We start from the raw sequence: 26,375 nt of genomic DNA, 5'->3' as shown, positions 1-26,375 counted from the left end.
AACGTCGAGATTCCGGGTTCGCGCTTCGCGCGCCCCGGAATGACAGAGAGAATAGAACCATGAACTTCGACGATACCCCGCAGGAAGCTGAATTTCGCGCCACTGCTCGCGCCTGGATCGCGGCCAATGCACCGAAGCAGTACGAGGAGGAGCTTCGCAAGTCTTCGCTCGGCCGCACGCAATTGAAGAACGCCAACATTCTGGAAGTGGCAAAGGCCTGGCAAAAGAAGAAGGCCGATGCCGGCTGGGCCTGCCTGCACTGGCCGAAGGAGTATGGCGGCCGCGGCTCGTCGCCGATCGAGCGTGTGATCTGGCAGCAGGAAGAGGGGCCGTTCGGCCAGCTATCCCGCATGTTCATCATCGGCCACGGCATGTGCGGGCCGACCATGATGGCGTTCGCGCGCGAGGAGCACAAGCGCGCCTATCTGCCGCCGCTCGCCTCCGGCGAAAAGGTCTGGTGCCAGCTGTTCTCCGAGCCCGCGGGCGGCTCCGACGTTGCGGGCCTGCGCACGCGCGCGGAGAAAGACGGCGACGAGTGGGTCATCAACGGCCAGAAGATCTGGACGTCGGGCGCGCACTATTCCGATTACGGCATTTTGCTCACCCGCACCGATCCGACCGTGCCCAAGCACAAGGGCCTGACCATGTTCTTCCTGGACATGAAGAGCCCCGGCGTCGAGGTGCGGCCGATCAAGCAGGCCAGCGGCGCTTCCGACTTCAACGAGGTCTATTTCACCAATGTTCGCATTCCCGATCATCAGCGCCTCGGCGAGGTCGGTGACGGCTGGAACGTCTCGCTGACCACGCTGATGAACGAGCGCAGCGCGATCGGCGCGGCCGTCTCGACAGGCTTCCCCGAGCTGTTCGAATATTGCTCCAGCCTGATGCTGGACGATGGCCCGGCAATCGAGGACCGCGCGGTGCGCGCGAAGCTGGCGAGCTGGGCGGTGAAGGCGAGCGGGTTGCGCTACACCAGCATGCGCGCGATCTCCGCGCTGTCTAAGGGCGAGCGCCCGGGGCCGGAAAATTCCATCGGCAAGCTGGTCGCGGGCTCGATGATCCAGGATGTCGCGACCTATGCGCTGGATCTGCAAGGCGCCGCCGGTGTGATCAGCGGTCCTGAAGATTCCGAACTCGCCGGCCGTTTCCAGGCGATGCTGCTGCGCGCGCCGGGCACGCGTGTCGAAGGCGGCACCGACGAGATCATGCGCAACATCATCGCCGAGCGGGTGTTGGGCCTGCCCGGCGACATCCGGGTGGACAAGGACGTGCCGTTCAACAAGATCCCGACGAAGGGAAGAGGTTGATGATCCTCATCCTGAGGAGCCGCGGAACGCGGCGTCTCGAAGGATGCAGGCCCGACTGGGGCCTCGTGGTTTGAGACGGCGCTGCGCGCCTCCTCACCATGAGGGACTAAGACAGAGCAAGAACGAAGAGGTCCGCCGTGAATTTCGACGACACCCCGCAGGAAGCCGCATTCCGCGAGACCGCGCGCAAATGGGTCGAGGCCAACGCGCCGAAGGAGTTTTTGGCCGAGCTGTCAAAATCCTCGCTCGGCCGTATCCGGCTCGCCAACCACGACATCGTCGATGTCGGCAAGGCCTGGCAGAAGAAGAAGGCCGAAGGCAATTGGGCCTGCCTACATTGGCCCAAGGAATATGGCGGCCGGGGTGCAACGCCGATCGAGCGGGTGATCTGGCAGCAGGAGGAAGGCGTCTATGGCAAGCTGACGCAGCCGTTCCAGATCGGCGAGGGCATGTGCGGCCCAACCGTGATGGCTTTTGGCAGCGAGGACGCCAAGCGGCGCCATTTGCCGAAGCTGGCCGCAGGCGAGGAGATCTGGTGCCAGCTGTTCTCCGAGCCGTCGGCGGGCTCCGACGTCGCGGGCTTGCGCACGCGCGCGGAGAAGAAGGGCGACAATTGGGTCGTCAACGGCCAGAAGATCTGGACCTCCGGCGCGCACTATTCCGACTACGGACTTTTGATCGCGCGCACCGATCCCAATGTGCCCAAGCACAAGGGTCTCACCATGTTCTTCCTGGACATGAAGAGCCCTGGCGTCGAGGTGCGGCCGATCAAGCAGGCCAACGGCATGCAGGAGTTCAACGAGGTCTATTTCACCGACGTCGTCATTCCCGACAGCCAGCGCCTCGGCGCCGTCGGCGAGGGCTGGAGCGTGTCGCTGACCACGTTGATGAACGAGCGGATGTCGATCGGCTCGCGGCTTGCGACCGGCGTGCCCGAGATGTTCGAGTTCTGCTCCAATCTGATGATGGAGGATGGCCTCGCCATCGACGATCCCGCCGTGCGCTCAAAACTTGCGAGCTGGGCCGTGAAGTCGAGCGGGTTGAAATACACCAGCTACCGAGCGATCTCGGCGCTGTCCAAGGGTGAACGGCCGGGGCCGGAGAATTCGATCGGCAAGCTCGTGTCCGGCATGATGCTGCAGGACATCGCGACCTATGCCATGGACCTCCAGGGCGCGGCCGGCGTTCTTACAGGCAGCGACGAGGAAACCGTGCAGGGCCAGTTTCAGCAGATGCTGCTGTCCTCGCCCTCGATGCGTATCGCGGGCGGCACAGACGAGATCTTGCGCAACATCATCGCCGAGCGCGTGCTGGGATTGCCGGGCGACATCCGCGTCGACAAGGACGTGCCGTATAACAAGATTCCGACCAAGGGACGGTGATCTAGCCTCTCGCTGTATCTTGTAGGGTGGGCAAAGCGAAGCGTGCCCACCATATGCAGATGCGCCGAGGTAAGTCTGTCGGTGGGCACGGCGCTATGCGCCTTTGCCCACCTTACGTAGAGAAGGCGCGAGTTGATCCATGGACGCACAAGTAAAGCAAGACGACCGCATCGGCGTGCTCGAAGAGCTGCTCAACGAGCGCTACTCGGTCCGTGCCTTCCTGGCCAAGGAGGTCGATCGCGCGACGATCGAACATTTGCTGACCACCGCGCAGCGCACGGCGTCCTGGTGCAACAGCCAGCCCTGGCAGATCGTCATCGCCAGCGGCGAGGCCAAGGAGCGTTTCCGCAATCTGATTTATAAGGAGGCTTCGGGCGGTCTCGGGGACGACTATGATTTCCCGCCGCCACGCGAATATCTCGGCGCGTACCTCGAACGCCGCCGCGAGAGCGGTTTTCAGCTCTACAACACGCTCGGCATCGTGCGCGGAGACAAGACGGCGTACGCGAAGCAGGCGCTAGAGAACTACAATTTCTTCGGTGCGCCGCATGTGGCCATCATCCACACCGACGAGCCGCTCGGCATCTACGGTGCGATCGATTGCGGCGCCTATGTCTCGAACTTCATGCTGGCCGCGCAGGCGCTCGGGCTCGGTACGATTCCGCAGGCGGCGCTCGCGCGCCACTCCGGCCTGATCCGCCGCCATTTCAATCTGCCTGATGATCGCCGCATCGTTTGCGGCATTTCGTTCGGCTATGCCGACAACGCCCATAAGGTCAACAGCTACCGCACGTCGCGTGCGAGCGTGGCCGAGACCGTGACCTTCGTGGACAAGTAATCAGGCGTGGACCGGTGATCGAGGCGGCGCACGCCCCGCATCACGTTTCAGACGCGATCACGTCAGACATACGAAGACGGCCGCGGAAGCGGCCGCCTTCATCGCGGTCTCAATCCGAATAACGCCCGCCGTCAGCCGCCGCTGCCGCCGATCACGGCGCGAATGGTCTCGTCGGGCCCGAAATCCTCCGCGCCGTCGACATAGAGCAGCGCCGCGAGCTTGGAGCGCGCGCGGTTGACGCGGCTCTTGATCGTGCCCACCGCGCAGCCGCAGATCGAGGCCGCATCCTCATAGGAGAAGCCGGAGGCGCCGACGAGGATCAGCGCTTCACGCTGGTCCTGCGGAAGCTTGTCGAGCGCCGTGCGGAATTCCTCGAACTCGAGATGGGCGTTCTGCGAGGGCTGCGTCTTCAGCGTCTTGGCATAGTTGCCTTCGGCATCCTCGACTTCCCGCCGCCGCTTGCGATAGTCGGAGCGGAACAGGTTGCGCAGGATCGTGAACAGCCACGCCGGCAGATTGGAGCCGGGCTGGAACGAGTCGATGTTGGCGAGCGCGCGCAACAGCGTCTCCTGGACAAGATCGTCGGCGCGATCGGCATTGCCGCTGAGCGAGATGGCGAACGCGCGCAGACTGGGCACGGCCGCCAGGATGTCGTTACGCAGGGAGTCCGTGAGAGGCATCAATCCCTCCCATTGTTGTTGTCGTTGGAGCCGCCACCATTTTCCACTTGGGGTGTCGCTCCCGGCGCATCAAGTTTCTTGATCAGTTCCGCGAACCGGTCCGGAACCCCCTGCCGCACCACGTCGTCGTACATGGCGCGCAGCTGGTGCCCAATCCGGGACTGAATCTCCGGAGTGAGCCCTCCCTTGCCGGGGGTCGTGCTTTTGCTGGCTTGAGACTTGAGATCTTTCATGACCTGTTCCACGTTTCCCCGAGTTAAGTAGCTGTAAAATCGAGAAGTTCTCTCAACCGGGAGCCGTTCCCTGGATAGGCTCAATGCGAGTTGCGAGAAAAAGTTCCGCCCCCATGCGGAACTTTTCTCAGTCTGAGGCGTAATCAGCCCAGCAGGGGAACCCGGGCCCCCCGCCTAACGCCTGCACGTCAAGGTCGGCCCGAAGATGATATGGAGTGGGGATGTCCCGTTCACAGCTCGTTGCTGAACACTTGCCGTTGTTGCGCCGGTATGCACGCGCCCTGACGGGCAGCCAGTCCTCCGGTGACGCCTATGTCGCAGCCATGTTGGAAGCCATGCTGGGGGATCCGTCGGTGCTCGACGAGAGCCACGGGCCGCGCGCCGGCCTCTTCCGGCTGTTCACCCAAATCTGGAATTCCGTTTCCGTCAACGACGATTCGGAAGTGACGAACCTGCCGATGCCCCCGGAGCGACGGCTGTCCAACATCACGCCGTTGCCGCGGCAAGCCTTCCTGCTGCTCTCGCTCGAGGGATTCTCGGAAGAAGAGGTCGGCTACATTCTCGGCACCGACGTCGGCGAGACGCGCCGGCTTGCGGATGCCGCAGGGCGTGAGATGGCCGCCGAGATCGCCACCGACGTGCTGATCATCGAGGATGAGACCTTCATCGCCATGGACCTCGAAAGCCTGGTGAAGAACCTCGGCCACAATGTCGTCGGCGTCGCCCGCACCCACGCCGATGCGGTCGCGCTGGCAAAGAACAAGCGACCCGGCCTGATCCTCGCCGACATCCAGCTCGCCGACGGTTCGTCGGGCCTCGACGCCGTCAACGAGCTGCTCCGCACCTTCGAGGTGCCGGTAGTGTTCATCACGGCATACCCTGAGCGCTTCCTCACCGGCGAGCGTCCCGAGCCGGCGTTCCTGATCTCAAAGCCATTCCAGCCGGCTATGGTGTCGGCGGTGGCGAGCCAGGCGCTGTTCTTCCAGCGCAACTCGCGCAACCGCGCGCCGAAAGTGCCGGCGGCGTAAGGAAGCGCCTGCGCCCGGCATTTGACGAAATCCCGATCCGGCGTGCCGCAAGGTGCGCCGGATTTTCGTTGACCGGGTTGCCACGCTTGACGGCCATCGAATTCGCCGCTCATACCTCGTGCAGCGGCCGCGTTGCAGCCGCGGTGCCATCGGAGACGTGTTCATGGACCAGCAACTCCTCGATCGTCTCGCCATCCGCGACCTCGTCGAGAACTGGGCGGTGTGGCGCGATGCCGGCGACTGGGAGCGCTTTGCCACCGTCTGGCACGAGGAAGGCTGGATGTCCGCCACCTGGTTTCAGGGGCCGGCGCGGGATTTCATGCGGGTCAGCCAGGAAGGGTTCGCCAAGGGCGTGCGCATCCTGCATTTCCTCGGCGGCACCAGTATCGACCTCGAGGGGGCGCGCGCCATCGCGCAGACCAAGATGACCATCTCGCAGCGCGCGCCGGTGCACGACGTGCCCTGCGACGTGGTCTGCACCGGGCGCTTCTACGATTTCCTGGAGAAGCGGCAGGGAAAATGGGGCATCGTCCGCCGCCAGCCGATCTACGAGAAGGACCGGATCGACCCGGTCGATCCCGCCGCGACACTTCAGCTCGACCAGAAAGCCCTTGCCGCGCTCCCGGAAGGCTACCGCCACCTCGCCTACATGCAGGAGCTGATCGGCTACAAGGTCAAGCGCGACATGCCGGGCCTGACCGGGCCTGAGGTCGAGAAGCTCTATGCCGAGGGTCGGGATTGGCTGGCGGGGAAGGCGAACTGAACTCCAGACAAAAGTAAGGCGCGACTGGCATCACCACAGTCGCGCCCTACGTCACCGGCTTATGGGGCAGGGGGGAATAGCCGGCTGTTGAGACGACTCCCGTCCGCGAAAGTCGTTCCAGGCGGTTGCGAAATTTTTTTCGCGGGGACAGTGCCCTTTCGCACACGGTTAAGTGATCTTAACGACTGAGAACTCTGGGTCCTCTCCTCGCGTTGTTCCCGCGATCGCCATGGGGCGAGGGACCGACAGCCATGTCACAGATTCAAAAGGTATTTTTAGGCGCGGTCGCGATCGCCGCGACGCTTGGCGCTGTCCAGGTGGGCGCCGTGCAGCTGGCCTCCGGCCATGATCTGGCCGACCGCTGGCAGGCGGTCGCTGACAAGCCGGGCCATAACGTCAATCGCGCCAGCAAAGCCGACCGGCTGGCCGACATCAAGCAGGCTGAGGTTCCGACCCGCACCGTGTCGATGCGGCTGAACGATCTGGCCGACACGTCGGTGCTGTTGCGGGTCCCCGCAGTGATCGAGGCCGGTAACGCCAAGCCGCCGGTGTTGCTCCCGGACCAGAAGCAGAGCCGCAAAAAGCCGACGATCGCCTGCGAGCCGATGGTCAGCTCCCTGACCGAGGTCGCAAAACTGCTCCAGCCCGGCCGCTGCGTGACCTGACCGGCATTTGCCACGGACAAGTCGCCCTCCGTCCGGAGGGCGATTGCTGCCGTCCACTTGATCCCCTGCCCCCTCGCGTTATATCCCGGGTTTCTTCCCCTTTCGATTGACCGGGTAAACGCATGACGACGTCAGACACGGCTGTGCATACGCAGCCCTTCCAGGCCGAGGTTTCCGAGCTTCTGCACCTGATGGTGCACTCCGTCTATTCCGAGACCGACATCTTCCTGCGCGAGCTCGTCTCGAACGCATCGGACGCCTGCGACAAGCTGCGCTATGAGGCTATCGCTACTCCGGCGCTGCTGGGTGACGGCGACGCGCTCAAGATCCGGATCATTCCGAACAAGACGGCCGGAACGCTTGCGATCGCCGACAATGGCATCGGCATGGAGCGGCAGGAGCTGATCGACCACCTCGGCACCATCGCCCGCTCCGGCACCAAGGCCTTCGTGTCGAAGCTCAAGGAGGCCAAGGATGGTCTGGGCCTGATCGGCCAGTTCGGCGTCGGCTTCTATTCCGCCTTCATGGTCGCCGACAAGATCGTCGTGGTGAGCCGCCGCGCCGGCGAGAGCGACGTCTGGACCTGGACGTCCTCGGGCGGCTCGGGCTTCGAGATCGCGCGTGCCAGCGAGGAGGATGCGGCCCGCGTGCAGCGCGGCACCGAGATCGTCCTGCATCTCAAGGACGAAGCGAAGAAATATCTCGAAGCCTACGAGATCGAGCGTATCGTCGGCGCTTATTCCGACAACATTCTCTTCCCCATCGAGCTCGTGCCCGAAGAGGGTGAGCCGCGTCAGATCAATTCTGCGAGCGCGCTATGGCAGCGCTCGAAATCCGAGCTCACGCCGGAAGACTACAAGAAGGCCTATCAGCAGATCGCCTCCGCCTTCGACGATCCCGCGATGACGCTGCATTATCGCGCGGAGGGGCGTTACTCCTACGCCGTGCTGCTGTTCGCGCCATCGACAAAGCCGTTCGACCTGTTCGAGCCAAACCGCAAGGGGCGCGTCAAGCTCTATGTCCGCCGCGTGTTCATCACCGACGATGCCGATCTGCTGCCGGGCTATCTCCGCTTCATCCGCGGCGTCGTCGACAGCGAGGATCTCCCGCTCAACATCTCCCGCGAGATGCTTCAGAACAATCCGCAACTCGCGCAGATCCGCAAGGCCGTAGCGACCCGCGTACTGTCCGAGCTCGAAAGCCTTGCGGAGAAGGATCCGGAGAACTTCGCGAAAATCTGGGAGGCCTTCGGCGCGGTGCTGAAAGAAGGCATCTACGAGGATTTCGAGCGCCGCGAAAAGCTGCTCGCGCTGTCGCGTTTCACCACGACCTCGGGCGAGAAGCGCTCGCTCAAGGACGTCATCGCCGATTTCAAGCCGAACCAGACCGAGATCTATTACCTCGTCGGCGACAGTATCGAGCGGCTGAAGTCGAACCCCCGGCTCGAGGCGGCGACTGCGCGCGGCATCGAAGTGCTGCTGCTGTCCGATCCCGTCGACGCCTTCTGGACCTCGATGCCCTCGGAGTTTGACGGCAAGCCGCTGAAGTCGCTGAGCCAGGGCGATCTCAATCTCGACCTGATCCCGCGCGTCGACGAGGCCGACGAGGCGAACAAGGACGAGCCGGCCGCCGACGAGGCCGCCACCATCGCGGTGATCAAGGCCGCGCTCGGCGAGCGCGTCAGCGACGTCAAGGCCTCGACGCGTCTGACCAGCTCCGCTTCCTGCCTCGTCGCCGACAGCCAGGGCCCGAGCCGCGAGCTCGAGCGCATCCTGGCCCAGCAGAACCGTGGCATGCGCACCAAGCCGATCCTCGAGATCAACCTGCGCCATCCGCTGGTCACGGCGATCACGAAGGCTCAGGCCGGCTCGAAGGCGGTCGACGATCTCAGCCTGCTCCTGCTCGAACAGGCGCAGATCCTGGACGGCGAGCTGCCGGAGGACCCTGCGGCGTTTGCGGCAAGGCTGAACCGGCTGGTGTTGCAGGGGCTCGGCGGGTAGCCGGCGCAGGCCATATGTGCCGCCGCGCTCATTCCGCCGCGTGATCCTTCCGCTCATCGCACGCGACGGTAGCTTGCGGCTTCTTCTCCATCCAGCGCGAGAGCAGGTCGGAGAAGCGGTCGAGGTAGAGGTAGACGACCGGGGTCGTGAACAGCGTCAGCGCCTGGCTCACGAGAAGGCCGCCAACCATCGCATAACCGAGCGGTTGGCGGATTTCGGAGCCGGTGCCGCTTCCGAGCATCAGCGGCACGCCGCCTAGCAGGGCGGCCATCGTTGTCATCATGATCGGGCGAAAGCGCAGCAGCGCCGCCTGGCGGATCGATTGCTCCGGGGTGAGATGCTGCTCGCGTTCGGCCGCGATGGCGAAATCCACCATCATGATGCCGTTCTTCTTGACGATGCCGATCAGGAGAATGACCCCGATCAGGGCAATGAGACTGAAGTCGAAGCCGAAGATCATCAGGATCGCGACGGCGCCGACGCCAGCCGAGGGCAACGTGGACAGGATGGTCAGAGGATGGATGTAGCTCTCGTAGAGCACGCCCAGAATCAAATAGACCACGACCAGTGCGGCGAGGATCAGCAACGGCACGGTGCCGAGCGATTGCTGGAATGCCTGCGCGGTACCCTGAAAACTTGTTGCCAGCGCCGGCGGCGCGCGCATCTCGCGGACCGCGTGCAGCACCGCGTCGGTCGCCTGTCCCAGCGCCACGCCCTCGGCAAGATTAAAGCTGATCGTCACCGACGGAAATTGGCCTTGATGCGAGATCGCAAGCGGTCGCACGGGCACATTGGTCCAGTTGCAGAACACCGAGAGCGGCACCTCGTCGCCGGTAAGCGGTGATTTGAGATAGATCTTGTCGAGCGTACCGAGCTGGCCTTGCAGGTCCGGTGTGATCTCCAGGACGATGTGATAGCTGTTGGTCTGGGTAAAATATTGCGCGACCTGACGCTGGCCGAACGCGTCATAGAGGGTGTCGTCGATCAGCTGCGGCTGAATGCCGTAGCGTGCGGCGGTGTCGCGATTGATCCTGAGTTGAACCGTCGTGCCTTCGGTTTGCTGGTCGGTCGCGACGTCGCGCAGTTGCGGCAGCGTCTTCATCGCATCGAGGATTTTCGGCGCCCATTCGTTCAGTTCGGCGAGGTTAGCGTCCTGGAGCGTGAATTCGAACTGAGTGCGGGTGGCGCGGCCGCCGAGACGAACGTCCTGCGAGGCCTGCATATAGAGCTTGGCGCCCTCCACCTTGGCGATCTTGGGCCGCAGCCGCGCGATGATCTGCTGTGCGCCGGCATCGCGCTCCTCCAGCGGTTTCAAGGTGATGTACATGCGCCCCGAGTTCAGTGCCGTACCGCCGCCGCCGATGAACATCGCGATCGAAGCGACGGCGGGGTCGGCCTGCACGATGGTGTTGAGCTCCACCTGGCGCCGTTTCATCTCGGCAAAGGAGATGTCCTGGGGCATCTCGGACACGGCTGTGAGGAAGCCGTTGTCCTGCTGCGGGAAGAAACCCTTCGGGATCAGGATGAAGAGGTAGATCGAGAGTGCTACGGTCGCGAAGAAGATGCAAAGGGTGACGAAACTGTGGCGCAGCGCGACGTCGAGCCCGCGTTCGTAGGCGCCGAGCACCCTTCCGAACATCCGCTCGCTCCACTGGTAAAAGCGGCCGTGCCGAGCCTCGTGGTTGGCGCGCAGGAAGCGCGAAGCCATCATCGGCGTCAGGGTCAGCGACACCACCAGAGAAACAAGGATCGCCATCGCCAGCGTGACCGCGAATTCGCGGAACAGCCGGCCGATGATGCCGCCCATCAGGAGCAACGGGATCAGCACCGCGATCAGAGAGATGCTGATCGAGACGATCGTAAAGCCGATTTCGGCCGCGCCCTTGTAGGCCGCAGCAAGCGGCCTCTCGCCCTGCTCGACGTAACGGGTGATGTTCTCCAGCATCACGATGGCGTCGTCCACCACGAAGCCGACCGCGATCGTCAGCGCCATCAAGGAGAGGTTATCCAGCGAATAGCCGAAGACCCACATCAGCGAGCAGGCTCCCAGTAGCGCTAGCGGCACAGTGATGCTCGGGATGATCGTCGCCCAGAAGCTGCGGAGGAAGATGAAGATCACCATCACCACGAGCGCGATAGTGGTCATGAGCGTGATCTGTACGTCCTCGACGGCGGCGCGGATGGTGATGGTGCGGTCGCTGATGATCTTGATCGAGATCGCGGGCGGGATGGCCGCGATCAGCCGCGGCAGCTGCGCCTTGATGCGATCGACGGTCTCGATGACGTTGGCGCCGGGTTGCTTGAAGATGACGAGGAATACGCCGCGCTTGCCGTCGGCCCAGGCCGCCGTCTTCATGTCCTCCGGCCCTGCCACGGCCTCACCGATGTCGCGGATCCGCAATGGAGCGCCGTTGCGATAGGCGACGATGACGTCCTGCCAATGCTGGGCCTGGGTGAGCTGGTCGTTGGCGTAGATCGTGTAGGCGCGCTTGGCCCCGTCGATGCTGCCCTTCGGGCTGTCGGTGGTCGCAGCCGCGATCTGGGCGCGCACGTCCTCCAGCGACAGGCCCTTGGCGACGAGCTTGGCCGGATCGATCTGTATGCGTACGGAGGGTTTCTGCTGTCCGCCGACGAACACTTGGGCGACGCCGGATAACTGGCTGATCTGTTGCGCGAGCTGCGCATCGGTGCGGTCGCTGACGACGGTCAGCGGCAGCGTGTCGGACGTCGCGGACAGGATCATCACCGGCGAATCCGCCGGGTTGACCTTGCGATAGGTGGGAGGCGAGGGCAGGTTCTTCGGCAATTGGCCGCTCGCTGCATTGATCGCTGCCTGCACATCGTTGGCGGCGGCGTCGATCTTCCGGTTGAGGTCGAACTGGATCGTGATCGACGCCGAACCCAGCGAGCTGGTCGACGTCATCTGCGTGATGCCGGGGATCTGTGCGAGCTGGCGTTCGAGCGGCTGCGCCACGGAAGAGGCCATGGTCTCGGGGCTGCCGCCGGGGAGCGAGGCCGAGAGCTGAATGGTCGGAAAGTCGACCTGGGGCAGCGGTGCAACCGGCAGCAGAGGATAGGCCACGAGGCCTACGAACAGGATGCCCGCCATCAGCAGTGAGGTGCCGATCGGATAGCGGATGAACGGAGACGAGAAGCTCTCTTGCATGCCCTGACACCACAGCCCTGGCCAGCGCATCTTCTCCCCGCGCACAGCGGAGTCGCGCCCGAGAGCGCAAGTGCGTTTCCTTCAGCCCATTTGCTTGTTCATTGCCCTGGAACGTCGTCGGTCCGGGCCGGCGTTGTGATCGAAAGACTAGTACGTTCGCTTGGGCCAGCGAACGGATTCCTGCGCTGGATGCTTTGCGACCTTTGTCGAAGGAGAGCTGCAGCGAGTTATGCGTTCCGCGCAAGCCGGAAAACTGGGTGCTTTCCGCTTCCGCATCTTTGCGGCGCTGTGTCTCACTCATTTCGTCGCGTGTCACAAGCCGAAGAGGTATGAAATAGGAACAATCGCTTCTGCCGCTCAGTTGTGCCATATCGAAATGACATAACGCGTGCCGTTGCCACCGATTCGAGGAATGTCCGATGCGCCTGCCGATCCTGACCCTCACCGCAATTGTTACGCTGTTCGCGGCGGCAGATGCCAGCGCCCAGACCTACGATCCGCGTTACCCGGTGTGCATGCACGTCTATATGCCCGGCGGCTTCGGCGGTGGCGGCGGCGACTATTTCGACTGCTCCTTCACCTCGCTGCCGCAGTGCCGCGCCACGGCTTCGGGCCGCTCGGCAAGCTGCGACGTCAATCCCTACTACGCGTTCGACCAACCCCCGCCGCCGCCGCGCCGGCGCCACAAGAACGTGCACTAGCGATCCGCAATGCGGCCTTCAGGGGGAATTTTCATGCGTCGCTTATTCGGCCTGATCATGACCGTCGGTGCCCTGCTCACGGCCGCGCCGTCGCATGCGCAGACCTTCGATCCGCGCTATCCCGTCTGCATGCACGTCTATTCCGGTGCGAACGGGGGTGGCGGGGAGTGGTACGATTGCTCCTTCACCTCCGTGCCTCAGTGCCGAGCTACCGCTTCAGGCCGCTCCGCCAGCTGCGATCTCAATCCGTATTATCCGTTCAACGCACCACCGCAGCGCTTGCGCCATCAGCGCGGCGGCTAGCGCGGGGCAATTACGTCCCGGCGGTCCGTGGGGCATCGCGGATGAGCCGCCGCGTGCCTTTTAGGAGGGCGGCGCCATGTTGACAGCGTCGACGATTGCGTTGGTCAATTGCCACGTCATCTTGTCCGTGGTCCAGTCGCTTGCGTGCAGCCTGTCGTCGTCGCCTGGGTCGACCATGCGGTCGAACGAAATCCCGGCGACATCATGCCAGCCCTTCATCAGCGCGAAACGGCCGAAGACGTTGACGCGCTTCTCCTGCGCGATCTGGCTGATCGCCTTGACCATGGCGCTTGCCTTCCTGGCCTTGGCCGGTGTCAGCAGCGCCGGCACATATTGAAGGTCCATCAGGATCACATCGATCTGCTTGGCGTCGAGCAGCCGGTCAACACCCTCGCGGATCGCTTGCGTGGTGTCCTCGAACGAGGGACCGGCGGATTGCCACACTGAATTGGTACCGACCTGCCAGATCACCAGATCGGGCTTCAGATCGAAGACGTCATGCTCGAACCGATTCAACTCCAAACGAGCATCTTCGCCGCCGACGCCGCGGTTGATCACCTCGATTGCGACGTTTGGAAATTTTATCCGAAGGTCCGACAGCAGCCGCTGCGGATAGGGCGCAATACCCCCTTCGCCCGCCGTGGTCGACGAGCCGATCGCGACCAGCCTGGCCTGTCCGCCCTTCACTCGGTGAGCAAAATTTGTCAGCGGCTGCTCGAAAGGCGCGGCCCGGACGGGAAACTCTAAGGGATCGAGAGCCACGGGTCGCTTTCCTTTCGCAGCCAGAACAACGCCGGCAGAAAGAATAGCCCGTTTCCCCGAGGTCACCTAGCGTCGCGAGGCCCGATTGCTATTGCTTCCGGATGCCTGACAGCTCCACCACCTTGCGCCAACGGTCGGTCTCCGCCGTCAGCATGCCGCCGAATTCGCTGGCATTGCCGTGCAGCGGGATCGCGCCGAGCCCGGCGATGCGGGACTTGATCTCCGCATCGGACAGCGCGGCGTCGATTTCGCGATTGAGCAGGTCGATGATCTCGCGCGGCGTGTCGTGTGGAGCGCCGACACCGTAGAATGAACTCGTCTCGTAGCCGCTGAGCGTGTCCGCGATCGGCGGCGCGTCCGGCAAAATCTCCGAACGCTCGCGCGTGGTGACGCCGAGTGCGCGCAATTTGCCGGCGCGCACGAGCTCGAAGGATGAAGTGACGTTGTCGAACATGCCCTGAATCTGGCCGCTCATCACGTCGGTCAATCCGGGAGCCGAGCCGCGATAGGGCACGTGGATGAACTGCACGCCGGCCAGCGACTTGAACAGCTCGCCGGAGAGATGCAGCGAGGTGCCGATGCCGGAAGAGGCAATCGACATCTTGCCGGGATTGGTCTTGGCGTAGGCGATGAAGTCGGCGACGCTGTTCACCGGCAGGTCGTTGTTGACGACCAGCACCAGCGGAATTCGCGCGACGCCGGCGACCGGCGCGATGCCCTTGGCGAAATCATACGGCAGCGCCGGGTCGAACGAGGCGTTGATGGCGTTGGCGGTCGAGGTCAACAGCAGGGTGTGACCATCGGGGGCGGACGTAATCACCGCCTGTGTCCCGATATTGCTGCCGGCGCCGGGCTTGTTCTCGACGACGAAGGTCTGGCCGAGCCGGTCGGAGAGGCGCTGGCAGAGCAGCCGCGACAGCACGTCGGTGGCCCCACCCGGCGCATAGGGTACCACCCATTTCACGCTGCGCGAGGGATAGGAGGGATTGCCGATCGCAAAGGCGCGTGGCGTGGCGAGCACGGTTGCGGCAGAGGCTGCAGCCTGAAGGAAATGTCGCTTGGTGATCAATGCATGCATCCCGCTCTTCTTCCTTCTCCCTTGTGGGAGAAGGTGGCGCGAAGCGCCGGATGAGGGGTCACTCTCCGCACGTGAACTCGCGGAGAGTGCCCCCTCACCCGTCTCGCCGCTATGCGGCGAGCCACCCTCCCCAACAAGGCGAGAGGGGAAGCTTCCACGCACGATGAGATACTGCAAAGGCTGTGGCTGCGCACGCCCATCCCACCGGTTTGGTAAAGGATGACTAGAGTTAATCGCGCACTAACCCGGTTTTACCTTGTCTCTTAACACCTGGGCAGGGCGTGCGAGCTAAGCTCTCGGAACCAGCAGACACGTTCCGAAAGAATGAACGGCATGACAACCGGCGTCATCGAGCAACCGAAAGCCGCGCGCGCACCTTCGGCTTCGAAAATCTGGCTGAAGGCGATCGAGCTCACCGCACGGATCGAGACGTTGCCGGGCCGGCTGTTCGCCGACGTCGTCGATGATTGGGCGCAGCGCCAGCCCGATCGCATTGCGCTGGCCACCGATGACGCGAGCCTCGACTATGAGGGGCTTTCGAAACGCATCAATCGCTATGCGCGGTGGGCGCGCTCGGCCGGTGTGGCCAAGGGCGACAGTGTCGCGCTGATCATGCCGAACGGCATCGACTATGTCGCGGCCTGGCTCGGCATCAGCCGGGTCGGTGGCGTGGTCGCGCTGATCAACACCAAGCTCGTCGGCCGGTCGCTCGCGCATTGCATCGGTGTCGCAAGGCCCGCCCACATCATTGTCGCGCACGAGCTCAAGGATGCGCTGGACGGCGCGTCGCCACCCCTGAACACGGAAGCAAAGGTCTGGACTCATGGCGATGCCCGCAGCGAACGTGCGATCGATGTCGCGCTTGCCGCCCTCGACGACGGGCCGCTTTCGCCGGACGAGCGTGGCGACGTCACCATCGACGACCGGGCCCTGCTAATCTACACGTCCGGGACGACCGGCCTGCCGAAAGCCGCCAGCATCAGCCACCGCCGCATCCTCAATTGGGGCTTTTGGTTCGCCGGCCTCACCGGCGCGACGCCGCAGGATCGGCTCTACGATTGCCTGCCGCTGTTCCACTCGGTCGGCGGCATCGTCGCGCCATGCAGCATGCTCGCTGCCGGCGGTGCGGTGGTGATCGCGGAAAAATTCTCGGCCTCGAATTTCTGGCCCGACATTGTGCGCCACGACTGTACGCTGTTTCAGTATATCGGCGAGCTCTGTCGCTACCTGCTCAAGGCGCCGCCGTCGGAATACGAGAACCGGCATCGCCTGCGGCTCGTCTGCGGCAACGGCCTGCGCGGTGATATCTGGGACGATTTTCAGGCGCGTTTCGCCATTCCGCGCATCCTCGAATTCTACGCGGCGACGGAAGGCAATTTCTCGCTGTTCAACGTCGAGGGCCAGCCCGGCGCGATCGGCCGCGTTCCGCCGCTGCTCGCGCATCGTTTCCCTGCCGGTCTCGTCAAGCTCGATCCCGATAACGGCGCGCCGCTGCGCAATGCAGAGGGGTTTTGCATCGCCTGCGCGCGCGGCGAGCCCGGCGAAGCCATAGGCCGCATCGGCACGGCGGATGAGGGCGGCGGCCGCTTCGAGGGCTATACCGAGGCGAGCGAGACCGAGAAGAAGATCCTGCGCGATGTCTTTGCCAAGGGCGATTCCTGGTTCCGCACCGGCGACCTGATGCGGCTCGACGAGAAGGGATTCTTCCACTTCGTCGACCGCACTGGCGACACCTTTCGCTGGAAGGGCGAGAACGTCGCGACTTCGGAGGTCAACGACGCAGTGCGCGATTTCAGCGGCGTGATCGACGCCACCACCTACGGCGTCAGCATCCCCGGCACTGATGGCCGCGCCGGCATGAGCGCGATCGTGGTGAACGAGGGCTTCGTGCTCGAGGCGCTGCCCGCCCATCTCGCACAGCGCCTGCCGGCCTATGCTCATCCCGTCTTCATACGCATCTCGCGCGAGCTCGATGCGACCGAGACGTTCAAGCAGAAAAAGGGCGAGCTCGCGCGCGAGGGGTTTGATCCGGGCGCGGTCTCCGATCCGCTGTTCATGCTGGACCCGAAAACCGGCGCCTATGTCGCGCTGGACGCAGAGACATATGCGCAAATCAACGAGGGTACGATCCGGCTCTAGCCGCGCGAAAATCCGCCAGATAGGTCCAATTTTATCCGAATTGTCCAAGAAGCCATTTACTTCTGTCGGGTAAACAAGCGGCCAAGGGAGGCGGTCATCAAGAGCCGCCGGAACACGAACGACAACAGAAGCGAGCCAGCCATGTCGGTACGGTCTAAGGTCATCGAAGCGATCCAGCAGATCGCCAAGGAGCAGCACGTCGCGCTTCCCGCACTCTCTGACGATCTGTCCCTGCACGAGACGGGATTCGACTCGCTCGCCTTCGCCATCCTGGTGGCACGCCTCGAGGACGAGACTGGCGTCGACCCCTTCACCATCTCCGAGGACGCAGCGTTCCCCGCCACCGTGGGCGATTTCGTGCGGGCCTACGAAAATGTCCCCGCGTGAGATCTTTGCGCTCCGCGACCATCTTGGCACGGAGCTGACCGGCCGCACGCTGTCGGACGCGCACGAGGTCGTGTCGCTGACGGATATCCTGTCGCAGACGGTCCTGGCTGGCCGCCTGGGCGAGCTGTCCGGCCGCGCGGTGCTGCTGAAATTGTCCGACCAGCTCCGGTCAGGCCTTGCCATGATCGAGCTCGACGGTATCGCGCGTCGCATGCTGCTGTGCCCACCCGATCTCAACCCCGCGCATCTCGATGCGCTGATGGCGGATGCCGGGATCGATGCCGTCGTCACCGACGAGCCCGATCGCTGGGCCGAGACCGGCGTGCCGCTGGTCGTCACCGCACAACTGCCGCTTCAAGCCACGACGCCGGCCAGGACAGAACGCGCCACGGAATGGCTGATGCTCACTTCGGGCACGTCCGGCGTGCCGAAAATCGCCGGCCATACGTTGGAGGCACTCACCGGCGCGATCATCGCCGAGGGCCCCGCGAAGGCGCCCGCGCCGGTATGGGCGACGTTCTACGACATCCGCCGCTATGGCGGCCTGCAGATATTCCTCCGCGCCGTCCTCTCCGGCGGCTCGATGGTGCTGTCCGATCCGCATGAGGCGCTCGGCGATCACGTCACGCGGCTGAACGCGCGCGGCGTCTCCCACATCTCCGGCACGCCCTCGCACTGGCGCAAGCTGTTGATGAGCGGCTCGGCCGCGCGATTCGCGCCGCGCTATGTCCGCCTCTCCGGCGAGATCGCCGACCAGGCTGTGCTGGACGGCCTGAAGGCGGCGTTCCCGAATTCCTCCGTCGGCCATGCCTATGCATCAACCGAGGCCGGCGTCGGCTTTGCCGTCAATGACGGGCTGGAAGGCTTTCCGGCGGACTATCTCGGCAACCGCAACGGCGTCGAAATGAAGGTCGTCGACGGCTCGCTACGCATCCGTTCGACCCGCACAGCGCACGCCTATATCGGCCGCGACGCGGCCGCGCTCACCGATGCGGACGGGTATGTCGATAGCGGCGATATCGTCGAATTGCGCGGCGACCGCTACTATTTCGTCGGCCGCCGCGGCGGCATCATCAATATCGGTGGGCTGAAGGTTCACCCCGAAGAGATCGAGGCGGTGATCAACCGTCATCCCGACGTACGGATGTCGCGGGCGAAGTCACGCAAGAGCCCGATCACCGGCGGCATCGTCGTCGCCGACGCGATCCTCGCCGACGGTACCGATACGGCGCGCGCGAAAGAGATCCGCGACCAGATCCTGGATCAGTGCCGCGCGCAGCTCGCGTCCCACAAAGTGCCGGCGGTGATCCGCTTCGTCGAGGCGCTCGACGTCACCCCGGCCGGCAAACTGGCGCGCACCGATGCATAATGTTCTCGTCACGGGTGGTAGCCGCGGCATCGGCCTTGCAATCGGCCAGCGGCTTGTTGATGGCGGCTACAACGTGATCGCGGCGGCGCGGCGCGAGAGCGACGCGCTCAAGGCGGCGATTGCCGGGTCGGAGGGGCGCCTGCATTTCCGCGCCTGCGACCTCGCCGTGATCGACGCGATTCCCGCTTTCGCAAAACTCGTGCGCGATGAATTCGGCCCGATCTACGGCCTCGTCAACAATGCCGGCCTCGGCACCGAAGGCCTGCTCGCGACCATGCACAATTCCGAGATCGAGGCGCTGGTGCAGCTCAACGTGCTGTCACCGATCATTCTCACCAAATATGTCGCACGGCAGATGATGGCCGACGGTGCCGGCCGCATCATCAACATCTCGTCGATCATCGCGACCACCGGCTATAACGGCCTCTCCGTTTACGGTGCGACCAAGGCCGCCGCTACCGGCTTCACCCGTTCGCTTGCGCGCGAGGTCGGCAAGCTCGGCATCACCGTGAACGCGATCGCGCCCGGTTTCATCGACACCGAGCTGACGCACAATCTCTCCGACGATAGCCGAAAGCGCATCGCCGGCCGCAGCGCGCTGCGGCGCCTGCCGGAGACCGACGACGTCGCGCGCATGGTGGAATATCTGCTGGGCGAGGGCGGGAGCAACGTGACGGGTAGCGTGTTCACGGTCGACGCGGGCAACACGGCGTAGGCGGAACTCTACTGCCACAATTGCATTGATCCGGCGCAATGACATCATCCGGATTTGGTCCTAAGATGCCGCGCAATTGATTGGCTTACGTCAATCGATCTGCCCTAATCGACAGGGAGCAGTCCATGACCGCTGCGAGCCCGGACAAGGCGTCGGCAAAGCCATCTTCCGCACAGCAAAGCGACGTCCACTGCCAGACCGTTCACTGCCAACCGATGTCTCATCAAAATTCAGGTGATCACGGTTACGAAATGTATCCGCAGAAATTCGTGCGTCTGGTCGGCTGCCATGACGTACCCTCATCCGCGCTACGCAAGCGCGAGGTCGAGAAGTTGCACTAGACGTTCAGGTCCGGTGCTTCGGCAGGTCAATCCGTTCGTGTGAGAACTCCGGCGGGCCGTCGGTCAGGCGGCGGATCCGGCGCTCGCGTTCGTCTTCAGACAGGGCAGGATCGAGCAGCGCCTCGAGTTCATGCACTGCAAGCTCTTCGATCCTGGTGGCATCCGAGGCGAGCGGGTGCCCTGGCGGGAGTGCCGGGGGCGCGACCTTTAGGCCCAGCTCGACCAGCGTACGAATGGCATCGGAGCGCGACAGGTGATGGGTTTCCGCCCAGCTATCGACGGCCGCGGTCAGGCTTTCCGGCATCTTCACCGCGCTGATCGGATCACGGCCAGTGCGCCGGCTTACCGGAGCGATGGAGTCCTTCCTGTCGAAGTCGGACACGTCGATGTTCCCGCGCAACCGTGTGAGATCATCGAGACTAGACGCCATTTACGGCCAACTGTTTGATGCCGATCAATGACCTTCTGTGGCATTGCAGCGCGCCCTCATCTTGTTGTCCGGGTCCATTTCGGCCAATGGTTGCAAGGGCGCCCCCCGGCGAACCCGAATCGGTTCTTCCACGTATGTCTCTTTGGACGTGCGTCCCAACTATCCGGCATCATCCGATGACATCAGCGTTCTATAGCGGCATTCCGGTCTTTCGCGGCTTCACCAGCCTGATGGACCCCGCTTTGTATTCGCCGCTGCCCGACGACTGGAGCATCGGCGTTGCCGACATCGTGGATTCCACCAAGGCCATCGCGGCGCAGCGCTACAAGGCGGTGAACATGGCCGGTGCCGCCGTGATCGCGGCGGTGACGAACGCATTGGAGGGACGCGAATTTCCCTTCGTGTTCGGCGGAGACGGCGCGAGTTTTGCGGTCGCGCCTAATGATCTCGAACTGGCCCGCGAGGCTTTGGCTGCGACCGCGACCTGGGTCCGGGAAGATCTCGACTTGCGGATGCGCGTCGCGCTGGTGCCAGTCAGGGTCATCCGCGGTCACGGCCTAGACGTACGCGTCGCGCGCTTCGGTCCGTCGGCCAATTTGTCGTATGCGATGTTTTCTGGCGGCGGGCTCGCCTGGGCGGACGCTGCGATGAAGCGCAGCGAGTTTGCGATCGCCGAAGCGCCCGCGGGCACGCAGCCCGATCTCTCCGGCCTGTCCTGCCGCTTCGAGGTGATTCCGGCTGCGCGCGGCCTGATCCTGTCCGTGCTGGTCATGCCGGCCCAGGGCGCCGATCCCTCGGCATTCCGCAACGTGATCGAGGACATCATCCATCTCGTCGAGCGCAGCCCGGATGCCGGTCGGCCCGTGCCGCCACAAGGGCCACCGCTGACATGGCCGCCGCAGGGGCTGGAATATGAGGCGCGCACCAAGCGCGGAGGTCCGCTGTTCGCACGCCGCGCCAGCGTGCTGGCCTACACGCTGTTCGTCTATCTGATCATGCGCTTCGACCTCAAGCTCGGCGGCTTCGTGCCGAAGCTTTATAAGCGGCAGGTCGTGGAGAACTCCGACTTCCGCAAATACGACGACGGCCTGCGCATGATCCTCGACTGTACGCCGGAGCTCGAACGCGCGCTCAGCGATCGCCTCGCGACTGCCGCGCGCGACGGCATCGTGCGTTACGGGCTCCACCAGCAGGACGCCGCGATGATGACCTGCTTCACCCCGTCGGCGCTCCGCAGCGACCACGTCCATTTCATCGACGGTGCGCGGGGCGGCTACGCCTCGGCGGCGACGGCGCTGAAGGCAATGATGGCGTGAAGCGCTAGCGCCCCGCGCGGGTCCAGGTTTCGCCGCCGCAGAGCGCGCCGACGCAGCCTTCGACCCGCAGTGAATCCGCAGATGTCACGGTCACGCTGCTCGCATAGGTGCTGCCGTCGTCGGCATTGTAGATCTGGCCCGACCATTTGTTCGGTCCTGAAGGCTGCATGCCGCTGAACAATGGCAAGCCGATCATCGGGCGCCTGGCGAGGGCGGGATTGGGATTCTTGCTATCGGTAGCGGGCTGGCCGGTCGCGGTGTCGTGGGGTTCACGCAGCCAGACGACGTTGCCGCAGATGCCGCCGCCGCATTTGCTGATCTTGACGCGGGCATCCCCGGCCTGGGTGAGCCAGGTCCCGTCGGCGCTCTGCGCATGGGCGGCAGTCGCGCCAAGGAACGCAGCCACAAGGACGATGAGAGCAGCGAATCTGGAAGTCATGAAGAGAGCCCCGAGGTGGAGCGCCTCCATAGCAGCCCAGCAGGATAGTGCAACGCTGGATGGAATCACATTCCTGCGTTTATCTGCCTGCGTGCATTGACCTGCGCTCATTTGCCCCAGCGCACCAAGGCGACCGAGCCTGCGGTCGACAGCCCGAACACCACCATGGCGCCGCCGACCAGTGCGAACAGGGTCCAGGCTGGAGCCTGCGCCATCATGAGGGTGCCGCCGCCGATCGCGACGATCAGAAGGCGCGCGGTGGAGGCGAGCACGGGACCGCCGACCCGCGCCGCGCCTTGCGAGGAGAAATACAGCGACACGCCCATGCCGAAGAACACAAAGGTCGGGCCCGCCCAGTGGAAGTAGCTGTGCGCGGCGGCGGCGACGCCGGCATCCCTGGTGAAGAGCGAAACCCACAGAGACGGATCGAGCGCGATGACGAGGCCGATCAGGCCGACCGTAATTCCCGAGGCCGCGGCCGCGGTCCAGGCCACGCGCCGCGCGCGTTTCACCTGTCCGGCGCCCATCGCAATGCCGACCATCGGCACCGATGCGATGCCGAAGGCGAAGGTGATCGGGATCAGCAAGAATTCCAGTCGCGAGCCGATGCCGTAACCGGCCAACATCTCGGTGCCGAAGGTCGCCAGGATCTTGGTGAAGATCAAAATGGTGAGCACGGTCTGGAGCGGCGACAGGCAGGCGACCGCGCCGACCTTGAGGATGTCGAAGAACAACGCGCGATCGAAATGGAAGGCGCGGAAATCCAGCGGCAGCCGGCTGCGGCCGGACCAGAGATACCAGAGGAAAAAGATCGCAGCACAGGTGAACGCGATCAACTGACCGGCGGCGACGCCGGGCATGCCGAATTGCGGCACGCCGAATAGGCCAAGCCCCAGCGTGCCGCCGAGCGCGATCTGGAGCACGCTCGTCCCGATCAGCGCCATCGAGGGCAGACGCATGTCGCCGGTGCCGCGGATCACCGAGGCCAGCGTGTTGACGAGCCAGATCGCGACCGCGCCGGAGAACAGCATTTGCGAATAGCCGCTGGCTTCCTCGAGTACACGCTCGCGCCCGCCCAGCAGCATGAAGAACGAGCGGCCGAAGACGAGCATCGTCACCGTGAAGAAAAGCCCGCCGCAGAGGCCGATGATGGCGGCGTGCAGCGCCAGCGTCGCCGCACGGGTCCGATCGCCGGCGCCGAGCGCGCGGCTGATCGCAGACGAGACGCCGCCGCCCATCGCGCCCGCGCTCATCATCTGCGTCAGCATGGCGAACGGAAACACCAGCGCGATCGCTGCGAGCGGGATGGTGCCGAGCCGGCCGATATAGGAGGTCTCGGCGACCGCAACGAGCGTGCTGCCGACCATCGCGATCATGTTGGGGATCGCAAGCCGCAGCAGTGTGGGCAGGATCGGTGCCGTCAGCAAGCCGGCGATGGGGGAGGCGACCGGGGCAGGCGGCGGCACGGCGTCTATCGAGGCGTCGATCGTCATGTGTCACCGCGCGGAATATTGGATGATGACCGACATATTATATGGCGTGCGGCGCCGGCGCCAGCCTCGCTTCACGCAGGGCTCACCAGGGCAGGCCGCAGAGGTCGATGGTGCCCAGCGTCGGCGCGCTGACGATGTTGCAGACATAGGGCGCCATGTGGGTGAAGCGGATCCGCCCCTCCGGCTGCTCGCAATAGACCTCGCCCTTGAAGGGGAGCCAGCTGCGGTTCTGGTAGAACGCGACATTGTGCGGCTCGCAGAACAGCAGCGCGAAGCGGACCGCCTCGTTGGCACGCATGGTATGCAGCGCGGCGTCGATCGCCATGGTGGCATAGCCGCGGCCGCGCCGGTCCTCCCGCGTGCAGACGCCGCCGATGCCGCCGATGTGAACCTTCTGCCCGTTCCAGGTGACGGTGCGGAAATAGATGCCGACATGGCAGACGAGACCATCCTCGGGCGTCTCGATCAGCACGCGCAAATCGGCATTGGCCCATTTGACGTGAGCCCAGGAGGGCTTCTCGACGGCGTCGCGTCCCCAGACGGCGCTGAGCAGGGGCTGTGCGATCGGCCATGAGGCGTCGCCGTTCAAAATGTCGATCTCGATGCTCATCGCTCTCTCTTTCGCATCTCCGTGCCGCCGGTGCGTTTCGTTCTGCCATAAGCACCTCAAAGGCAATGATATTTTACGGCCCGGTTGAAACGACCGACATCCTTGCGACGATTTTATGCAATCCGGCCAAGCCGCCGCACCATGCCTTCTGGAAAATTCGCGGTATTTAACGGCCACGGAACCTTCTATAAGGGGTGACCGTTAAGTCTCGTTCCCCCATCAGTCGCGGACAACACCCATGACCTTTACGCTGCCCCCACTCCCCTACGCCTATGACGCCCTCGGGCAATTCATGTCGAAGGAAACGCTCGAATTCCACCACGACAAGCATCATCAGGCCTATGTCACCAACGGCAACAACGCGCTCAAGGGCACCGAATGGGAAGGCAAGTCCCTTGAGGAGATCGTCAAGGGCTCGTTCGGCAAGAACCCCGCGGTGTTCAACAATGCCGGCCAGCACTACAACCACATCCATTTCTGGAGCTGGATGAAGCCCAATGGCGGCGGCACCAAGCTGCCGGGCAAGATCGAGAAGAAGATCAACGAGGATCTCGGCGGCTTCGAGAAGTTCAAGACCGACTTCCAGGCGGCCGGCGTCGGCCAGTTCGGCTCCGGCTGGTGCTGGCTCCAAGTCAAGAACGGCAAGCTCGAGATATCCAAGACCCCGAACGGCGAGAATCCGCTGGTGCACGGCGCCACCCCGATCCTCGGCTGCGACGTCTGGGAGCACTCCTACTACATCGACTATCGCAACCGCCGTCCGGACTATCTCAAGGCGTTCGTCGAGAACCTCGTGAACTGGGAATACGTCGAGTCCCTGTTCGACAAGGCGTAAGATTTTACGCCACCATTCCGGGATGGTGCGCTAGCACCAGACCCGGAATCTCGAGATTCCGGGTTCGGCTTCGCCGCCCCGGAATGACGGAAACAACGGAAGGCGGTCGCACGTGCGGCCGCCTTTTTGCTGTGCGGAATTCGGCCCCGCATGGCCCTGCGCGAGGTGCGCATCGCTCCCGTCATCGTACTGTTTGCATCGCATCTGCGGCGCCCTTAATCAGGACGGGCATCACCCTCGAGCCGAACGCGCCCGTTGTCAGAACCCTCCCCGAAAGACCCGGCGCCCGCCGAGGACGCGGACTCCGAGCCACGGCCGGGGCGCGTGCGCAAGCCGATCGGCTGGTCGACCATCATCATCGCAGCGCTGGTGGCGGTGAGCGCGGGTCTGGTCTGGCGGCGTGACGGCACCGACGGTGTTCTCGAGATCCTGACCCACGATCTCTCGCTGTTCGGCGGCATCCTGCCGCGCGTGCTGGCCGGGTGCCTGCTCGGCGCCTTCATCTCGGAAATCCTGCCGCACGAAAAAGTCTCGCGCGCGCTCGGGCCGAAATCGGGCCTGAAAGGCCTTCTGATCGGCACTGCCTTCGGCGCGATCCTGCCCGGCGGTCCCTTCACCGCCTATCCCGTGGCGAGTGCGCTGCTGGCGGTCGGTGCCGATTTCGGTGCCACCATCGCCATGGTCGTGAGCTGGACCTTGATCGGCTATGGCCGGGCGGTGGCTTGGGAAATCCCGATCATGGGTACCGACTTCACGCTGTGGCGCATCGTCATCTCGCTGCCGTTGCCGGTGCTCGCAGGCGCGCTCGGCCGCTTCGTCTATGTCCGGCTCTATCCGAAGCCAGCCCTGAAGGACGACGAGAATTGAGCGCCGCGCTTCTAATCGACATCCTGTTGTGGGGCTCGGTGTTCGGCGTCGGCCTGATCGCCTTTCGCCGCGGCCCACCGGTGTTCAAGGCCTCGCTGCGCGAAGGCTCCATGGACTTCATCAACATCGTGCCCCGGATCGCGCTGGGGGTGATCGGCTCCGGCTACATCGCCGCCATCATCCCGCAGGAGGTGATCAGCGGCTGGCTCGGCCCGGACAGCGGTTGGCTCGGGGTCGCGACTGCCGTGGTCGCCGGGGCCGCGACCCCCGGCGGCCCGGTGATCGGGTTCTCGATCGGTACGGTGGCGCTGAAATCGGGCGGTGGGGTACCGCAGGTGGTCGCCTATGTCGTCGCTTGGGCGCTGTTTGCCTTCCAGCGGGTGATTTTGTGGGAAATTCCGTTCATGCCGGCCCGTTTCGTCTGGTTCCGCTGTGCGGTTTCGGTGCCGTTCCCGTTCGTCGCCGCCGCCATCGCCATGGTGATCGGGAAGCCCTAGAGCCCGGCGTGGACAGAGGTAATGTTATAAT

The 26,375-nt window shown here is 64.1% G+C and carries 27 protein-coding genes; 18 read left to right on the top strand and 9 right to left on the bottom strand.

Annotation, left to right across the window (positions count from 1 at the left end; translation table 11 throughout):
• The first annotated feature begins 59 nt into the window (after positions 1-59).
• The 3 genes from ABIB80_RS00240 to ABIB80_RS00230 all read left to right on the top strand — a co-directional run bounded on the left by ABIB80_RS00240 (position 60) and on the right by ABIB80_RS00230 (position 3,527).
• A complete protein-coding gene (locus ABIB80_RS00240; protein ID WP_219680396.1) occupies positions 60-1,307 on the top strand; it encodes an acyl-CoA dehydrogenase in 1,248 nt (415 codons plus the stop codon).
• 137 nt (positions 1,308-1,444) lie between these two features.
• The gene (locus ABIB80_RS00235; protein WP_219680393.1) at positions 1,445-2,689 is read left to right on the top strand and encodes an acyl-CoA dehydrogenase; all 1,245 of its coding nucleotides are present in this window, start codon (positions 1,445-1,447) and stop codon (positions 2,687-2,689) included.
• A 139-nt stretch (positions 2,690-2,828) separates the two neighbouring features.
• A complete protein-coding gene (locus tag ABIB80_RS00230) occupies positions 2,829-3,527 on the top strand; it encodes a nitroreductase (RefSeq protein ID WP_219680390.1) in 699 nt (232 codons plus the stop codon).
• Between the two features lie 131 nt (positions 3,528-3,658).
• On the opposite strand, the gene ABIB80_RS00225 is transcribed toward ABIB80_RS00230, so the two are convergent.
• Together ABIB80_RS00225 and ABIB80_RS00220 are read right to left on the bottom strand one after the other, a co-directional pair.
• A complete protein-coding gene (locus ABIB80_RS00225; RefSeq protein WP_007597240.1) occupies positions 3,659-4,207 on the bottom strand; it encodes a sigma-70 family RNA polymerase sigma factor in 549 nt (182 codons plus the stop codon).
• Entirely contained in the window at positions 4,207-4,440 is a 234-nt protein-coding gene (locus ABIB80_RS00220) for a NepR family anti-sigma factor (RefSeq protein WP_007597239.1), read from the bottom strand. Before ABIB80_RS00220 ends, ABIB80_RS00225 begins: the two co-directional genes overlap by 1 nt.
• Before the next feature lie 221 nt (positions 4,441-4,661).
• Here ABIB80_RS00220 and ABIB80_RS00215 point away from each other — a divergent pair, with 221 nt between their 5' ends.
• From ABIB80_RS00215 to htpG, 4 genes are all read left to right on the top strand, one after another.
• Positions 4,662-5,468 carry a response regulator gene (locus ABIB80_RS00215; protein WP_007597237.1) on the top strand — a complete coding sequence of 269 codons (807 nt, stop codon included), beginning with the start codon at positions 4,662-4,664 and terminating at the stop codon, positions 5,466-5,468.
• Between the two features lie 163 nt (positions 5,469-5,631).
• The gene (locus ABIB80_RS00210) at positions 5,632-6,231 is read left to right on the top strand and encodes a nuclear transport factor 2 family protein (RefSeq protein ID WP_219680387.1); all 600 of its coding nucleotides are present in this window, start codon (positions 5,632-5,634) and stop codon (positions 6,229-6,231) included.
• A gap of 251 nt (positions 6,232-6,482) precedes the next feature.
• Complete coding sequence (locus ABIB80_RS00205) at positions 6,483-6,896, top strand: hypothetical protein (protein WP_007597234.1); 414 nt, start codon at positions 6,483-6,485, stop codon at positions 6,894-6,896.
• 122 nt (positions 6,897-7,018) lie between these two features.
• Positions 7,019-8,896, top strand: coding sequence for a molecular chaperone HtpG (htpG, locus tag ABIB80_RS00200; protein WP_007597233.1), 1,878 nt, complete (start codon positions 7,019-7,021; stop codon positions 8,894-8,896).
• Between the two features lie 28 nt (positions 8,897-8,924).
• Here the strand turns inward: htpG and ABIB80_RS00195 are convergent, their stop codons facing one another.
• Positions 8,925-12,062 (bottom strand): efflux RND transporter permease subunit, encoded by a 3,138-nt coding sequence (locus tag ABIB80_RS00195; protein ID WP_354126817.1) that lies wholly within the window; start codon positions 12,060-12,062, stop codon positions 8,925-8,927.
• A gap of 419 nt (positions 12,063-12,481) precedes the next feature.
• On the opposite strand from ABIB80_RS00195, the gene ABIB80_RS00190 reads away from it, so the two are divergent.
• Positions 12,482-12,763 carry a DUF3551 domain-containing protein gene (locus ABIB80_RS00190; RefSeq protein WP_219680379.1) on the top strand — a complete coding sequence of 94 codons (282 nt, stop codon included), beginning with the start codon at positions 12,482-12,484 and terminating at the stop codon, positions 12,761-12,763.
• 33 nt (positions 12,764-12,796) lie between these two features.
• Positions 12,797-13,066, top strand: coding sequence for a DUF3551 domain-containing protein (locus tag ABIB80_RS00185; protein WP_219680377.1), 270 nt, complete (start codon positions 12,797-12,799; stop codon positions 13,064-13,066).
• Positions 13,067-13,126: 60 nt separating this feature from the next.
• Here ABIB80_RS00185 and ABIB80_RS00180 read toward each other — a convergent pair whose 3' ends face one another.
• Together ABIB80_RS00180 and ABIB80_RS00175 are read right to left on the bottom strand one after the other, a co-directional pair.
• Positions 13,127-13,828: an SGNH/GDSL hydrolase family protein gene (locus ABIB80_RS00180; RefSeq protein WP_007597229.1), complete on the bottom strand. Its 702-nt coding sequence runs from the start codon at positions 13,826-13,828 to the stop codon at positions 13,127-13,129.
• Positions 13,829-13,916: 88 nt separating this feature from the next.
• Positions 13,917-14,897: a Bug family tripartite tricarboxylate transporter substrate binding protein gene (locus tag ABIB80_RS00175; RefSeq protein ID WP_354171457.1), complete on the bottom strand. Its 981-nt coding sequence runs from the start codon at positions 14,895-14,897 to the stop codon at positions 13,917-13,919.
• A 333-nt stretch (positions 14,898-15,230) separates the two neighbouring features.
• Here ABIB80_RS00175 and ABIB80_RS00170 point away from each other — a divergent pair, with 333 nt between their 5' ends.
• From ABIB80_RS00170 to ABIB80_RS00150, 5 genes are all read left to right on the top strand, one after another.
• Positions 15,231-17,045, top strand: coding sequence for a long-chain-acyl-CoA synthetase (locus ABIB80_RS00170; RefSeq protein ID WP_354126815.1), 1,815 nt, complete (start codon positions 15,231-15,233; stop codon positions 17,043-17,045).
• 141 nt (positions 17,046-17,186) lie between these two features.
• On the top strand, positions 17,187-17,432 hold the full coding sequence (locus ABIB80_RS00165; protein ID WP_007597226.1) for an acyl carrier protein: 246 nt from the start codon (positions 17,187-17,189) through the stop codon (positions 17,430-17,432).
• The gene (locus ABIB80_RS00160; RefSeq protein WP_354126814.1) at positions 17,419-18,801 is read left to right on the top strand and encodes a class I adenylate-forming enzyme family protein; all 1,383 of its coding nucleotides are present in this window, start codon (positions 17,419-17,421) and stop codon (positions 18,799-18,801) included. Before ABIB80_RS00165 ends, ABIB80_RS00160 begins: the two co-directional genes overlap by 14 nt.
• Positions 18,794-19,516 carry an SDR family NAD(P)-dependent oxidoreductase gene (locus ABIB80_RS00155; RefSeq protein WP_354126813.1) on the top strand — a complete coding sequence of 241 codons (723 nt, stop codon included), beginning with the start codon at positions 18,794-18,796 and terminating at the stop codon, positions 19,514-19,516. Before ABIB80_RS00160 ends, ABIB80_RS00155 begins: the two co-directional genes overlap by 8 nt.
• Positions 19,517-19,641: 125 nt before the next feature.
• On the top strand, positions 19,642-19,857 hold the full coding sequence (locus ABIB80_RS00150) for a hypothetical protein (protein ID WP_219680368.1): 216 nt from the start codon (positions 19,642-19,644) through the stop codon (positions 19,855-19,857).
• A 4-nt stretch (positions 19,858-19,861) separates the two neighbouring features.
• Here ABIB80_RS00150 and ABIB80_RS00145 read toward each other — a convergent pair whose 3' ends face one another.
• Positions 19,862-20,287 (bottom strand): ribbon-helix-helix domain-containing protein, encoded by a 426-nt coding sequence (locus ABIB80_RS00145; RefSeq protein ID WP_219680365.1) that lies wholly within the window; start codon positions 20,285-20,287, stop codon positions 19,862-19,864.
• A gap of 176 nt (positions 20,288-20,463) precedes the next feature.
• Here ABIB80_RS00145 and ABIB80_RS00140 point away from each other — a divergent pair, with 176 nt between their 5' ends.
• Complete coding sequence (locus tag ABIB80_RS00140) at positions 20,464-21,603, top strand: DUF3095 domain-containing protein (protein ID WP_354126812.1); 1,140 nt, start codon at positions 20,464-20,466, stop codon at positions 21,601-21,603.
• Between the two features lie 4 nt (positions 21,604-21,607).
• Here the strand turns inward: ABIB80_RS00140 and ABIB80_RS00135 are convergent, their stop codons facing one another.
• From ABIB80_RS00135 to ABIB80_RS00125, 3 genes are all read right to left on the bottom strand, one after another.
• Positions 21,608-22,042, bottom strand: coding sequence for a DUF2147 domain-containing protein (locus tag ABIB80_RS00135; protein WP_354126811.1), 435 nt, complete (start codon positions 22,040-22,042; stop codon positions 21,608-21,610).
• A gap of 107 nt (positions 22,043-22,149) precedes the next feature.
• Positions 22,150-23,535 carry an MATE family efflux transporter gene (locus ABIB80_RS00130; RefSeq protein ID WP_354126810.1) on the bottom strand — a complete coding sequence of 462 codons (1,386 nt, stop codon included), beginning with the start codon at positions 23,533-23,535 and terminating at the stop codon, positions 22,150-22,152.
• 82 nt (positions 23,536-23,617) lie between these two features.
• Positions 23,618-24,145 carry a GNAT family N-acetyltransferase gene (locus tag ABIB80_RS00125; RefSeq protein WP_007597206.1) on the bottom strand — a complete coding sequence of 176 codons (528 nt, stop codon included), beginning with the start codon at positions 24,143-24,145 and terminating at the stop codon, positions 23,618-23,620.
• A gap of 238 nt (positions 24,146-24,383) precedes the next feature.
• Between ABIB80_RS00125 and ABIB80_RS00120 the strand changes: the two genes are divergently transcribed.
• The 3 genes from ABIB80_RS00120 (at position 24,384) to ABIB80_RS00110 (ending at position 26,344) form a co-directional block, all read left to right on the top strand.
• Complete coding sequence (locus ABIB80_RS00120; RefSeq protein WP_007597204.1) at positions 24,384-24,980, top strand: superoxide dismutase; 597 nt, start codon at positions 24,384-24,386, stop codon at positions 24,978-24,980.
• 255 nt (positions 24,981-25,235) lie between these two features.
• On the top strand, positions 25,236-25,847 hold the full coding sequence (locus ABIB80_RS00115; protein ID WP_007597202.1) for a permease: 612 nt from the start codon (positions 25,236-25,238) through the stop codon (positions 25,845-25,847).
• Positions 25,844-26,344 (top strand): hypothetical protein, encoded by a 501-nt coding sequence (locus ABIB80_RS00110; RefSeq protein ID WP_148775145.1) that lies wholly within the window; start codon positions 25,844-25,846, stop codon positions 26,342-26,344. Before ABIB80_RS00115 ends, ABIB80_RS00110 begins: the two co-directional genes overlap by 4 nt.
• Positions 26,345-26,375: the final 31 nt, after the last annotated feature.

It is taken from the genome of Bradyrhizobium sp. i1.15.2 (genome assembly GCF_040548425.1).
Classification (GTDB): domain Bacteria; phylum Pseudomonadota; class Alphaproteobacteria; order Rhizobiales; family Xanthobacteraceae; genus Bradyrhizobium; species Bradyrhizobium canariense.
Note: the sequence above shows the minus strand (reverse complement) of the source record. Positions and strands in the feature narration are given on the sequence as shown.